The organism is Jeotgalibaca arthritidis (genome assembly GCF_011100465.1).
Classification (GTDB): domain Bacteria; phylum Bacillota; class Bacilli; order Lactobacillales; family Aerococcaceae; genus Jeotgalibaca; species Jeotgalibaca arthritidis.
Genome location: NZ_CP049740.1, coordinates 776467 through 790456 on the forward strand (window position 1 = coordinate 776467; position 13990 = coordinate 790456).

Annotated in this window: 13 protein-coding genes; 2 read left to right on the top strand and 11 right to left on the bottom strand. The window is 39.2% G+C overall.

Annotation, left to right across the window (positions count from 1 at the left end; translation table 11 throughout):
• Window positions 1-73 precede the first annotated feature (73 nt).
• Together G7057_RS03920 and G7057_RS03925 are read left to right on the top strand one after the other, a co-directional pair.
• A complete protein-coding gene (locus G7057_RS03920) occupies window positions 74-751 on the top strand; it encodes an N-acetylmannosamine-6-phosphate 2-epimerase (RefSeq protein ID WP_405002647.1) in 678 nt (225 codons plus the stop codon).
• A gap of 18 nt (window positions 752-769) precedes the next feature.
• Window positions 770-2278, top strand: a complete 1509-nt coding sequence (locus G7057_RS03925) for a PTS transporter subunit EIIC (protein WP_166161505.1) — start codon at window positions 770-772, stop codon at window positions 2276-2278.
• A gap of 44 nt (window positions 2279-2322) precedes the next feature.
• Here the strand turns inward: G7057_RS03925 and truA are convergent, their stop codons facing one another.
• The 11 genes from truA to G7057_RS03980 all read right to left on the bottom strand — a co-directional run bounded on the left by truA (window position 2323) and on the right by G7057_RS03980 (window position 13974).
• Window positions 2323-3063 carry a tRNA pseudouridine(38-40) synthase TruA gene (truA, locus tag G7057_RS03930; RefSeq protein WP_166161507.1) on the bottom strand — a complete coding sequence of 247 codons (741 nt, stop codon included), beginning with the start codon at window positions 3061-3063 and terminating at the stop codon, window positions 2323-2325.
• A 445-nt stretch (window positions 3064-3508) separates the two neighbouring features.
• A complete protein-coding gene (locus tag G7057_RS03935) occupies window positions 3509-4213 on the bottom strand; it encodes a DegV family protein (protein ID WP_227004651.1) in 705 nt (234 codons plus the stop codon).
• A 356-nt stretch (window positions 4214-4569) separates the two neighbouring features.
• Window positions 4570-5838, bottom strand: a complete 1269-nt coding sequence (locus G7057_RS03940; RefSeq protein ID WP_166161509.1) for a competence/damage-inducible protein A — start codon at window positions 5836-5838, stop codon at window positions 4570-4572.
• Between the two features lie 105 nt (window positions 5839-5943).
• The gene (locus G7057_RS03945; protein WP_166161511.1) at window positions 5944-6621 is read right to left on the bottom strand and encodes an ABC transporter ATP-binding protein; all 678 of its coding nucleotides are present in this window, start codon (window positions 6619-6621) and stop codon (window positions 5944-5946) included.
• A gap of 1 nt (window position 6622) precedes the next feature.
• Window positions 6623-7750, bottom strand: a complete 1128-nt coding sequence (locus G7057_RS03950) for an ABC transporter permease (RefSeq protein ID WP_166161513.1) — start codon at window positions 7748-7750, stop codon at window positions 6623-6625.
• Between the two features lie 89 nt (window positions 7751-7839).
• On the bottom strand, window positions 7840-8409 hold the full coding sequence (locus G7057_RS03955; protein ID WP_076768327.1) for a TetR/AcrR family transcriptional regulator: 570 nt from the start codon (window positions 8407-8409) through the stop codon (window positions 7840-7842).
• A 299-nt stretch (window positions 8410-8708) separates the two neighbouring features.
• Window positions 8709-9038, bottom strand: a complete 330-nt coding sequence (locus tag G7057_RS03960) for a four-helix bundle copper-binding protein (protein WP_166161515.1) — start codon at window positions 9036-9038, stop codon at window positions 8709-8711.
• 97 nt (window positions 9039-9135) lie between these two features.
• On the bottom strand, window positions 9136-9927 hold the full coding sequence (gene yghU / locus G7057_RS03965; protein ID WP_166161518.1) for a glutathione-dependent disulfide-bond oxidoreductase: 792 nt from the start codon (window positions 9925-9927) through the stop codon (window positions 9136-9138).
• A gap of 589 nt (window positions 9928-10516) precedes the next feature.
• Window positions 10517-11506, bottom strand: coding sequence for a LacI family DNA-binding transcriptional regulator (locus G7057_RS03970; protein WP_076768319.1), 990 nt, complete (start codon window positions 11504-11506; stop codon window positions 10517-10519).
• Between the two features lie 117 nt (window positions 11507-11623).
• Window positions 11624-12490: an ROK family protein gene (locus tag G7057_RS03975; RefSeq protein ID WP_076768318.1), complete on the bottom strand. Its 867-nt coding sequence runs from the start codon at window positions 12488-12490 to the stop codon at window positions 11624-11626.
• Window positions 12487-13974, bottom strand: a complete 1488-nt coding sequence (locus tag G7057_RS03980) for a glycoside hydrolase family 32 protein (RefSeq protein WP_076768317.1) — start codon at window positions 13972-13974, stop codon at window positions 12487-12489. Before G7057_RS03980 ends, G7057_RS03975 begins: the two co-directional genes overlap by 4 nt.
• Between the last annotated feature and the right edge of the window lie 16 nt (window positions 13975-13990).

The window sequence follows — 13990 nt, forward strand, 5'->3', positions numbered from 1 at the left end:
CTATATTCTGTTTGTGGAGATAAACTCCGAAAATAAATAGAAAATGGAGGAAAAATCCGTGAAGAAAAACGAGATGTTAAACAAGATGCGTAATGGCATTATTGTCTCTTGCCAAGCACAAGTTGGTGAACCCTTATATACAGAAGAAGGTGGCATTATGCCATTACTAGCTCTAGCTGCTGAACAAGCTGGTGCTGTTGGGATTCGTGCTGAATCTATTCGAGATATTAAGCAAATTAAGGAAAAAGTTGATCTGCCAATTATTGGTATTATCAAAAAGGAATACCCACCTCAAGCCCCTTTTATTACGGCAACTATGAAAGAAGTCGATGAATTGGCTGAAGCAGGTGTTGAAGTTATTGCCCTTGATTGTACGAAACGTGAGCGTTTTGATGGCAAAACTATTAATGAATTTATTCATGACATTAAAACAAAATACCCAAATCAACTATTTATGGCTGATATTTCAACCTTTGAAGAAGGCATGAATGCTTTCCAAGCTGGTATTGATTTTATTGGGACAACCTTAAGTGGTTATACCGATTACAGCACTAAACAAGATGGGCCAGATATTGATCTAATCAAACAATTAGTTGATGCCGGTGTTGATGTGATTGCTGAAGGTAAAATCCATACTCCTGAGCAAGCTAAAATGATTCAAGAAATTGGGGTAGCTGGTATTGTTGTCGGTGGCGCAATTACTCGTCCAAAGGAAATTGCTAGTCGTTTTATCAATCATTTAAACAAATAAAAAAAGGAGTGAACAAACATGTTTAAAAAATTCTCTCAAATAGGTAGAGCCATGATGCTACCTATTGCTATCTTGCCTGCTGCTGGTCTTTTGCTGGGATTGGGTGGTGCTTTAACAAACCCAAGTACGCTAGCTGCTTATCCGTTTTTAGATATTGCTTGGCTTCAAGTTATTTTGAATGTCATGAGCTTTGCTGGTAATGCTGTTTTCGCTAACTTACCGCTTATCTTTACAATCGGTATTGCAGTTGGTTTATCAAACGGTGACCGCGGAACAGCTGGTCTTGCTGGTGGTGTTGGTTACGTTGTTTTCGCAGCGACAATCAGTGGTTACTTACAACTTTTTGCAGCTGAGGGTGCGACAATCGACACAGGTGTTGTTGGATCAATCGCTGTTGGTAGTACGGTTGCTATTTTACATAATCGTTATCGCAAAATTCAATTGCCACAATTCTTAGGTTTCTTTGGTGGATCACGCTTCATTCCAATCGTCGCGTCTCTTTCAGCTATTATTCTAGCAACTATTTTCTTCATAATTTGGCCACCGATTCAAGGAGCTATGACTTCTGCAGGTGAAGCAGTTGCTCAAATGGGAAGCTTTGGAACATTCTTATACGGCTTCTTACTAAGACTAACAGGTGCTGTTGGCCTTCACCATACGATTTATCCATTATTCTGGTATACATCACTAGGTGGAACAGAAGTAGTTGCTGGCCAATCAATTGCCGGCGCACAAAATATTTTCTTTGCACAATTAGCTGATCCAAACCACACTGGTTTATTCACTTACGGCACACGCTTTTTCGCTGGTCGTTTTGCAACAATGATGTTTGGTTTACCAGCAACAACGTTAGCAATGTATCATTCTATTCCTAAGAAAAATAGAAAAGAAAACGGCGGACTTTATTTCAGTAGTGCCTTAACGTCATTCTTAACAGGTATTACTGAACCGATCGAGTATATGTTCTTGTTTGTGGCACCATGGTTGTATGTGGTTCATGCTTTCCTAGATGGCGTTTCTTTCTTCGTTGCTGATTTACTTAGCATCCGTATCGGAAATACCTTCTCAGGTGGGTTCATTGACTTCTTCTTATTCGGACCACTTCAAGGAAATGACAAAACAAACTGGCTTTGGGTTATCCCAGTCGGAATCGTTTGGGCACTCCTTTACTACTTTATTTTCCGTTTCTTGATTACGAAATTCAGCGTAAACGTACCTGGTATGGAAGACAGCGACTTAGTAGCTGATTCAGAAAACACAACTCTTTCTGCACCATCATCATTGAATGATGAAGCAAACATTATTATCCATGCACTTGGCGACGACGCAAACATTGAGTCTGTTACAGCTTGTGCAACACGCTTACGTGTCTCAGTAAAAGATGGCTCAATCGTTGATAAAGATTCCATCAAACGCTTAGGCGCAACTGCCGTATTTGAAGTACAAGGCGGCATCCAAGCTGTCTTTGGCGGAAAAGCAGACTTGCTTTCTCAAGAAATTAATCAAATTATGGGTACTGAAGACTAATAAAAAATACAGCGACCAGCTCGATAGAGCTAGTCGCTGTATTTTTATTTGTAGTAAACTTCGTCTAAATACAAGCCTTGCGCCGGCACTGTCTCGCCAGCTTCTTTGCGAACTTTTTGTTGCAGAATCTCTTCAATAGCTTCAACGGGCATATGACCTAAACCAATTTCTACTAGGGTACCTGTTATAATTCGTACCATTTTATGCAAGAAGCCATTACCTGAAATCGTCACACGAATCATGCGGCCTTCTTGGGTAACCGTTAACGATTCAATTGTTCGAACGGTTGATTTCTTCGTTTTTTTAAGAGCAGAGAAACCAATAAAGTCGTGTGTACCTAATAATATTTGGCCTGCTTTTTCCATTAAATCGCGATCCAATTTCTCTGCAATATGATAGCTACGATTGCGCTCAAAAGCATTGGGAACAACTTGATTCCAAATGTAGTAGCTATACTGTTTACCTGTTGCGTTGTAGCGCGCGTGAAAGCGGTCGTGCACTTCTTCAATTTTGGTGATTACAATGTCTTGCGGCAAATAGCGATTCAAGAAGTCTTGCATATCAGCTAATGGCATCGTAGATGCCGTTTTAAAATTCGCCACCTGTCCCCTTGCGTGGGTGCCCGCATCTGTTCGGCCAGAGCCAATAATCTCTATTTTTTCCCCTGTCATTTCGTGAATAATATTTTCAATTTTCCCTTGGATCGTTTTATCAGAATCGCCCAGACGTTGCCAGCCTAGGTAACGTCTGCCGTCGTATTCAATCGTTAGTTTGATATTTTTCATTGTGTTGCTCCTCGCCTCGTTTTCAAAACTCGTTCTGGTCTATTTTACCGAATAAATTGAAAAGGCTCAATGATGGATGTGAATTGAGAGCTTTTGATGAGTGAAGCTTTAGATTTTTAGCATTTAAAGAGGTTCAAGACTCTTTTTGGCGCTGAACCTCTGGATTATCGCAAAATTAAGAGGTTCGAGACACTTTTCGACACTGAACCTCTGGATTGCTACTAAATTAAGAGGTTCGAGACACTTTTCGACACTGAACCTCTGGATTATTACAAAATTAAGAGGTTCAAGGTACTTTTCGACACTGAACCTCTGGATTATTACAAAATAAAGAGGTTCGAGACACTTTTCAGTCTTGAACCTCTTTTTAATAATTATTTTTCCATAAAAAATAGTGATACGCCGTTTAGACCGACATGTGTGCCGACAACTGCACCCATTTGCATCAAATGAATGATGCCTTTGAAGTCCGTTTACGTTTCACAAATTCATCCACATAATATTTCAGCGCTTTATTCGTTCCTCTTACTTTAGCAACAATGGCGCCTTTTCCTTGCTTCATCGACATAATAGGTTTAACGCGCAATAAACTTCCCACAAATGCGCCGGCATTTGAAATTCGGCCGCTTTTAATCAAGTTTTTCAAGTCCTCTACACACAAGAAATGCTTGACTTGTTTTTTATGCGATTCATTAAAGTCAATCAACGCTTCAAACGAGTAACCCGATTCTAACAGCTGTGCTGATTTTAAGATGAGCCAGCCACTGCCATGGCTCATGGATAAGGAATCGACAATATGAATTTTAATGGGTGACTGCGGGTACAAGTCATAAAATAACTCTTTCGCTAAAACAGCTGACTGGTAAGAGCCACTCGTGCCGCTCGACATACAGATGCACAAAAATTCAGTGTAACCTTGCTCAATTGCTTCATCGATAATTGCCAGATACTCTTCTGGACTTGGCATCGATGTCGTTGGAAGTTCCTTCAATCCAGGCAACCGTTCAAAAAACTTATCTGCGGAGAGATCAATTTTATCTCGGTAAGACTCTTCTCCGATATTGATTTTCAACGGGGCAATCCCGATATTGTATTGCTCTACAATTTCTGGCGACAAGTCGCACGTAGAGTCTGCCATAATTTTAATCATTTCAATCTCCTCATGATTAGTCAACCTGCCTCATTCAGAGATTGCTAGTCTGACTATAGATATTAAAGCCCTTTCAAGCCCAACACTCATTATAGAGAAGACAAACTAGTCTGACAAGCACAAAGAAGGCTCACAAGAAACAATTTCTAGCAAACATTAACCTAAATGAGCTTTAATCGCTACGATTGTTATTTCAGGTTGGTTAATTTGGAGATAATGCCCTTTAGCATCCATTCGAAACGACCATTATGATTTCAAAAAAGAACCACGCCGTTACGAAACAGCACTCGATATTGCCCGACAAACTAAATAAAAAAATAACCCGCTCTCTGCACCTAGCAAAAAGTGGGTTTTCTTTACGATTTATGAACAATATCAGCTATTTCCTCCTCTAACAAGACTTGACGAACCAAATTAAACGCACTCCAAACCGAATAGTCTCGGTTGAGATTTCGCTTATAGCCGAAATGAAAAATTTTAGCGAAGGTTTTTTTATTTTTTTGAGCGATGCCAATCCAGACTGTTCCGGGAATTTCACCTTCTAACGAACTCGGTCCGGCGGCACCCGTTAAGGAAACGGCTATATCCGCATCAAACTTGGCTAACGCCTTTTCCGCCATCTCAAACGCACACTCCGCGCTCACAACGCCGTACTTTTTAATGGTTTGCTTGCTGACACCTAACAGCTCATTTTTCACACGACTGCTATAGGTCACTATCCCACCTTCAAAAATAGACCCAGCTTCAAACAAACTCGATAGCCTACTTAAGAAAGCTCCTCCGGTCAGACTCTCTGCCCCCGTAATCTGCTTGTCTTGATCAATTAATAACTCACGAACAAGATGAGGTAAATCCGTCTTGCCGTGACCGATGATATGATCAGCTACACGATCAGTGACTTTCTCCTTGAGTGATTCGAGTTGTTGATTAGCTTTCTTCTTTTCTTTGTGATGGGTGGCCAAATGAACTTCAATCTCCAAGCCATCAGGATACAGTTGAATAAAGCCATCATCTTGTTGACCTAATAAGTCTCCTAAATCATGTTGTGCCTGTGCCATTGTTAAACCAAAGAGACGAATCACGTGATCGCTGAAATGGTGCTTCTTTAATCGTTTTTCAATGAGTAAAGGTTTGGCATGTTCGTTAAACATGGGAATCAGTTCATCGGTTGGTCCTGGCAAGAGTAAATAGGAATGGCTGTCACTTTGGTAAAACATCCCCAACGCAAGGCCGGTCACATTTTCAAGCGGAACTGAATCCAGCAAGGTTAAGGCTTGTAGCTGGTTATTTTTCGGCATGACGAGATCTGAATTTTTATGATAGGTAATAATACGGTTCTGGGTCGCTTCATCAAGAACAAGCGGCTTGTTCAAATAGTCAGACACTGTTGTTTTCACAATATCATTGTCGTCCGGACCTAGACCACCCGTTAAAATGATCAGTTCTGCTTCAGCTTCTGCTGTTTTAACAGCTGCCTTTAACTTTTCGCTGTCGTCATGAATCATAACTACTTGCGTCAGTGACACACCCATTGCTGACAATTCCCGTGCTAAAAATGCCGCATTATCATTCACAGAAACGCCAGTTAGCAAACTTGAGCTTACAGAAATGAGTTCAGCTTTCATCGTGCCATCTCCTTGATACAGTCTATTCTTAAAGTGAGTTTATCATAACTATCCATTTAGGCAAAAAGATAACAGGGAAAGCTGCCCCTGTTATCTTTTTGTCGCTTAATTATTTTTTTTTAAAATACCGTCTTCAATTCTATAGACTTGATCACAATACGTTAACATTCTTTCATCGTGGGTTACCATAATTGCTGCTTTTTGACGTGTTTTTACTTGTTTAGAAATAAGTGAAACAACATCATGAGCACGCTTAGAATCTAAACTTGCAGTCGGTTCATCTGCTAGAATAATACTCGGATCATTCATGAAAGCACGAGCAATCGCTGTCCTTTGGCGTTCCCCTCCAGATAATTGATAAGGATAGTTATTTAGCTTTTCTCCTAGTCCAATTTCTTCCAATAATTCTTTAGCAAATTCACGATCTTCTGCTTTGATTGATCCATTCATTTTTTTCACTACTAGTAATTGATCTAAAACAGTTAGATACGGCAGTAAATTGGATGTTTGTAAAATAAAGCCAATATTTGAGAGTCTCATCTTTGATAGTTTCTTTTCTGACAATGCAGAAGTTGATGTATCGCCAATAATAACTTCACCTTCCGATGCCTTTAGCAATGCTCCTGCAATGGAGAGGAACGTACTTTTTCCAGATCCGGAGGGCCCGATGATTGCGACAAATTCCCCACTCTCAACTTTCAATGATACATTATCTAAAGCAAGCGTTGAAAAATCACCTTCGCGATAAACTTTGCTTATATTCTTTAATATAATACCACTCATTTTATTCTAACCTCCCTAGAGCCGTAACTGGATCAATTTTAACAATACCTCTCACTGAAAATAGCGAACCAAACAAGCTGGTCAGCAAAATAACAAAGCTATACACTACAACCATCTCATCTAATAAATTAAAGGGCATACTTTCTGGTAAAAAAGCTTCTGTGAGATAAGTTAGTCCTATACCAATCACAATACTGATGGAGACCAACAAGAACACTTGAGACACCACGCTTCTAATTACAAAACCATTACTTGCTCCAATGGCCTTCATCACGCCAAATTGATGGGTCTTTTGATTTGTTAAGACGTAGAAAAAAACAGCTATAATAAATGCTGAAATTAAGATAAGTAACCATAGCATCAAGTTAATCGTTCCGCTCTCTGCTTTGTAACCCGGTACGCCATTTAATGTTTGCTTTTTATTAGCAATCTCAACACCAGAAATCTGTTGTGATATGCGATTTTCGACTTTATCGGATCCTTTTAAAAAAATAGCATTTATAGGATTGTCAATACCTTGATTTGAGCCAGGAACAAGATATTTAAATGCTTGAACTGTATCTAGTGGAGCATAAACTGCCGGCATATGATTTAATTTTTGATTTTGGACAAATCCACCTATTTCAAATTCCGTCCCCACACCACTTAATATAACTGAATCGCCTAAAGAAAAGCCTTCTAATTTTAGACTTTCATCTACTAATATTGTGTTTGGGTTATTCGAATTCAATGACTCCCCTAGAATAACCTTTGGCTCTAAAAAACTACCTGGTTCGATTCCAACAAACATGACAGAAGTCTTTTTACCTGATTCATCACCTTTTGCATCACCTAATAAAATAGCCCCAGCAGATGTGATAATGCCTGCTGCTTCGTCAACACCCTCCACTTGTTCAACTTGCGCTACCGTTTCCTGAGATAGAATTGACTTCCCTAATGCGAATTCTGAATCTTCTTGAAATATTGCAACATCCATATTTGAGTAACGAATTACTGCAGTCCCTAAGTCTGATAATCCATTTCCCAATCCAGATAACATAAATACAAGCCAAGTTATAAAAACAACAATTATACCAATCAATAGGAATCGTCGTTTAGAAAACCAAAGTTCTTTCCTTGCTAAAAACATTCTTCTCCCTCTTTCTATATATTTTTTTATGAAAGTAAGGTTTAGTATACACCAAAGTGACATGTGTGTCACTAATTATGAAGTTGTATTCAGACTAAAATACCTTCGAACAACATTCTTTTTATATAAAAAGCTCTTTTATCGAGAGGTAGCCCTGCACGATTGGGTAAGTTGATACTATGAAAGATTGTTTCTATAATAATTTCCGGAGGAATATCCTTTTTCAAGACACCTTTATGTTGACCCTCTTCAATTAGTTGTTGGATAAAACTGAAGAATTGAATGTGAAAAGCTTTAGACTGTTGAATAGAAGAGTCCATTTCATTTTCTTTCGTCCACATCTGGTTAGGAACCATACTGGATATTTTATGTGTGTCTGCATAGTCAAAGACTATATCCATTAATAATTGAAGTTTATCATTATAATTCATCGACCAATCGATGTTGTCTAGTCGTTCTAAGACCTCTTTTAAACTATTATTGAGATAGGCTTTTAATAGATCGTCTTTATTTTTATAATATTTATATAGAGCTGTCCGAGTAACGTGAAGTTTGTCGGCCAATAGCTGGAAAGAGAATCGATCATACCCTATTTCCAACATCAACTGTTCTGTAGCTTCATAAAGTTCCCTTTGGTTAAATTTTTTTTTTCTTGCCACTACGCTTCTTACTCCTTTTTCATGTTGTAGGTTCAGTATACCACCTTTTTTCCAACACCTGTCAAAAGGAAGCTGGGAAAAGGACTTTTATCTGCTAATTGTTAGACCACCCGAGTATTGAGAGCTATGCTATGAGTTTTTGCCCGAATATCTCATCATTGTAAGTTGCTAAAGCAACAATAATAATGACACAGTATACGTTAGATCTACCTTCTGTATTGAGTTTGAACTGTAAATAGGTAAAACTAAGAAGAGACTAGGATTTTACCCCAGCCTCCCCTTAGTTCTATTTTAATTTACTAAGCCGCTAAAAACGCCTTGCAAGCTGCTTCGCATTCGCGGCAGGCTTTGGCACACTGTTGACAATGGTCGTGGTCATGTTGCTCACATTCCGTTGCACAAACCTCACAGGCACGCACGCAAACGGCGACTAAGTCAGAAAATAGATTACTTTCTCTATAAGCAAAATCGACAACGAGCCCACATATATCTGCACATTCACGGTCCGTCCGAATACACTCAGCCATCATCGCCACATGATCTTCCTTCAAACACGCATCAAAACAAATCTGACAAGCTTTTTGACATGCCAACACTTGACTCACTAAACCTTCAACTGCCTTATTCATTATCAATCGCTCCTTTGTTTTTGTCTCTAGCTTTATACTACGCCTCGACTAAACCAATAGCAACTGATATGAACAACAGACCGGTTTGTGCTTAGACCTATTCATCCTCAAGCGATTGATATGTCACTTCTAACCCTCTTTGAACAGCTGGGCGGTCAGCAATACGGTTTGCCCACTCAACCAGATTCTTATAAGAGTCAACGTCTAGGAATTGAGCTGATCCATCATATAATTTCCCTTGTGCCAAACGACCATACCAAGACCAAATGGCAATGTCAGCAATCGTATAGCTATCACCTGCAATATAATCACGGTTTGCTAGCGTTTTATCTAACAAATCTAACTGACGTTTCGTTTCCATAGTGAAGCGATCGATAGGGTATTTTAGTTTTTCAGGCGCATAGGCAAAGAAATGACCAAAACCGCCGCCCACATAAGGGCCAGCACCAATTTGCCAGAACAACCAGTTCAAGACTTCTGTTCGGCCGTGACTATCAGATGGAATCAGTTTGCCAAACTTTTCTGCCAAGTATAGTAAAATCGAGCCCGATTCAAAAATCTCGACACGCGGTTGTTGACTTTGATCAACTAGGGCTGGAATTTTAGAGTTAGGGTTGATGGCCACAAAATCAGAGCCAAACTGGTCTCCTTTTCCGATATTGATTAAATAGACATCGTAGTCGGCTTCCGTCACACCTAGTTCCTTCAATTCTTCAAACATAATCGTTACTTTAATCCCATTCGGCGTTCCCAATGAGTACAATTGAAAAGGTGCTTCTCCGACTGGTAACGTTTGGTCAAAACGGCTGCCTGAATCCGGACGGTTGCCACTTAAACTATCTGTCTCGTCTTCCCACTTCCATACATCTGGTACTTGATAAGTTGTCATCTAACCACTCCTTACATTTTGTTAGTTCTATCATACCCGTTTCTAACAAAAGGCGCTATTGATTTCTTTAATTGAAGGATTATAAAGTAATATTATGAAAGTTGAAAGCCAAAACAACCTTTTACACCAAAACATCAATGCTTCCAAAATTTCTGCGTATCTAAACCGATTCCGAACACCGATTTACATGAATCGATTAGCGATTTAATCTCTGAAGTAGGAAAATCTTTAAAAGATCATCCTGAAAAGGATAAAAATTCCAGGTGGAAATCTGAGACCATCTTCCTCTTTAACTTTTTGATCAATCTTATTAATTTTTGTCATAGCTGGTTCAGGATGGCTCTTTCCAATTATTGTAATCCTATTTATCATGATATATTCTGAAAATAACTGCTTAATTTCAGTAGACCCATCTACCATAACGAACATCGTTCCCGCTATTAACAAAGAAGATAACAATACTATTGAAGAAGGAATTGAAACAACGGACATTAAGATGAGTCATCACTAGCATAAAAGGTAAGATAGCTGTAGTAAAGTCACATATAACTAATCAATTAGCAATCAAGTCATTTCTATCTGTTCGATTTCACTCTTCTCTGTTTTCTAATTTTTTCGTAGTTGCACCTTCCTTAAAGGCAGCAGGAAGAACCGTTCTTGATGGCGCTTCTTTCCCTTCCACAACGTTTAGTAGTAAGGAAACTGCCGTTCTGGCCATATCTTCAACTGGCTGAGCGATTGTGGAGACAACATATTGCGCTTCTTTTGTCATCTTCAAACCGTCAAATCCAATTACTTGAATGTCTTCTGGTACTTTTTTCCCTAATTTATTGATGACATGTATGGCATCCAATGCAGCCAAATCGGTGATTGTAAAAATCCCATCTATTGTGGGGTACTCGAGCAAAAACTTCTCTATATCCGACTGTAAATCCTCAATCGGTTCCAATAAATCTAGCACTTCACATTCCAATCCCAATCTTTCAGCTTCTAATTGGAAGCACTTTCTTCGGTTTTTCGTTTCGTTCGGAGTCTCTTGATGTCCACCTACAAAAGCCACATGTTTTGCGCCTCTTTTAAACAGTTCTCTAGCGGCCAACCGTCCCCCTTCCACATTATCCGTGGTCACATATATCACATCTTCAGTAAAATAACGATCGATACTAACGAAAGGCAAGCTGCTAGAAATGTACTGGTCAATATCGGAATAAGTAATGCCTATAATACCATCCACTTTATTTTGTCTGACCATTTGAATGTATTCGTATTCTTTTTCTGGTCTTCCATCCGAGTTGCACAGTAATAATTTATAATTCCTTTCTTCGAGCTCCGTTTCTACGTAGTACGCAAATTCTGCGAAAAAAGGATGCCATATAGTAGGCAGGATCAAAGCAACTGTATAGGTCTTATTCGTTTTTAATCCTCTTGCATAGATGTCTGCCTCATAATTTAATTCCTTAATGGCTGCTTTTACTTTAGCAGCTGTACTTTCTTTAACCGGCACATTATTTATAACCCGCGAAACACTACCAAGACCTACACCAGCTAGCTTAGCCACATCTTTCATGGTCGCTTTCAATTATGATACCTCCCATTTTTCGTTGTCTTTAAGTCTCAGTATAATTTAAATGACTAAATAAACCAAGTTCCCTTCAAGCAATGTCATTCATCGCTCTTGAAGGGAACATCTCTAATTTTATGTATATTGTTCTTTTGCTAAGGCAAGACAACCGATTGTACCTGGATTATCTTCTAATTCTGGTAATACAATATAGTCCTCTACTGCAGGAGTTAAGACATAGCCATTTAACAATTCTTCAAACTGACTTTTTACTTTTCCAAGTAAGTGAGGTTGCTTCATTACTCCACCACCAAAAATAATTTTTTGGGGTGAGAAATAAAGTGTCGTATTGTAGGCGGCTTGAGCCAGATAGGATGAAATGATATCCCAAATCGGATCTTGCTCATTGGTTTCTTCTCCTGTTTTTCCAAGCCGGGCTTTAATGGCCGGTCCCGAAGCAAAACCTTCCAGACAGTTTGAATGATAGGGACAGTGCCCCTCATAGTCATCAAGGGGATGCTTATTTACAATCATATGACCTACTTCAGGATGGCTGAATCCTTCCACAAAGGAGCCTTGATTGATCGCTCCCGCCCCTATCCCTGTTCCCACAGTAAAATAAACACAACTATCTAAATCCCGAGCACTTCCGATTGTATACTCCCCATAACAAGCCGCATTTACATCCGTCGTGAAGAAAACTGGAACGTTTAATGCTTCTTCTAATTTTCCTACAATGTTATACATTTGCCAAGCAATTTTTGGAGTATTCGTAATGTATCCATAAGTGGGGGATGTTTTTTTCAAATCAATAGGTCCAAAACATCCCAAGCCGATACTCTTTAATTGATATTGCTTGAAAAAATCAATCACATTGGGCATTGTTTCTTCAGGTGTATGAGTAGGAATAGACAGCCGCTCGACGATATTGTAATCAGAATCGCCTATTGCCAGAACAAACTTTGTTCCCCCCGCCTCGATACTTCCAAATAATTCTTTCATACTTGCACACATCCTATTTCCAAAAGCGGTACCTCCAGGATTCCTTTCGCCTCGATATATAAATTCGGTTCAAGGGTTTCTTCATAGAAAGTAAAAGTCATGGTTTTTTCTTGGTTAACAAAGATTTCAACAGAAGACGTGTCCATAAATATTTCCAATTCTATCTTATTGCCATTCAGGATTACTGTCCGCTCTGTTAACTGGCTAGGTTCACTTCCTGTGATTGGATGACCAAAATCTTTTCGAGAGAAAGTTAATTGATTGGTTTCTTTGTCAAAGTCAAGTACGAGGCCCCCGAGTTTATTTTTTGCTAAATAAACCTGGAATGCATCGGCCTGGCTTACACCTAACGTTAACTGATAGTAACGATTATTGGTACTGATAGAATGATATTTTCTCACTTCATTTTCAATGACAAGATTTGTTTGTTTTTCAATGATTTTTAGTGATTGATAAACATCTGAAATTGGTTTTTGATACAAGCGATTGTTTTCCACCCACAGCTCTCTGGCAAGTGTCATGGATCCAGCCCACTTATGTCCCAATAAGTCAGTTGGCAAGGTTCTCCCCCACATTTGCATCCAAGCAATCATCACCTGGCGTCCAGCACTGTCTCTGGTTGTTTGTGGTGCATAGAAATCCAAACCAAAATCAATTTCATGGTCATTTTCTACTGCAAAAGAACCGGTTTCCCAATCCATTTGGCCGATGAAAGCTACCGTAGAACTTGTATTATGGAATTCTACTCCTCTAGGGTTGATTTCAATCGGTGACATGATCAAGACATCTTTCCCATTTAAATGGAATAAGTCGGGACATTCCCACATTACCCCTTGATCATGAGTTCCTTCCAATAATACAGAGAAAAATTTCCATTCATATAAATCATCGGATTGATAAAGGAGAATCAGTCCACGGTCATCTTCTGTTTTGGAGGCGATAATTGAATAGTAGCTGTCATCCTTTTTGATTACCTTCGGATCCCGGAAATCATGGATATTCCCATATTCACCCATTCTTTTTTCATCAATCACCGGATTGGCTGCATATTTCTCGAAATTGATTCCATCTTCGGACACGGCAATACATTGTGTTTGATATACAACCCCATTTTCGATGCGATGCCCGGTATACATCAAATACAATTTTCCATCTTTTTCAATGGCACTTCCTGAGAAACAGCCATCCTGATCATATGGTTCATCTGGAGCCAGGGCAGTAGGCAGTTCTTCCCAATGGATTAAATCTTTTGTTTTGGCATGACCCCAATGCATTGGACCCCATTTAGAATCATAAGGATAGAACTGATAAAAGAGATGGTATTCTCCTTGATAATAGATGAAACCATTTGGATCATTCATCCATCCAACCGGCGGAATGAGATGGTACTGGTTTCTGTATGTACCATCCACCCGTTCTCGATTTGCCTCAATAAATTCTCTAGCTTCAGCTAGCGTATAAACCGGTTTTGTTCCTTGTTCCATTTCATTCCCTCTTTCA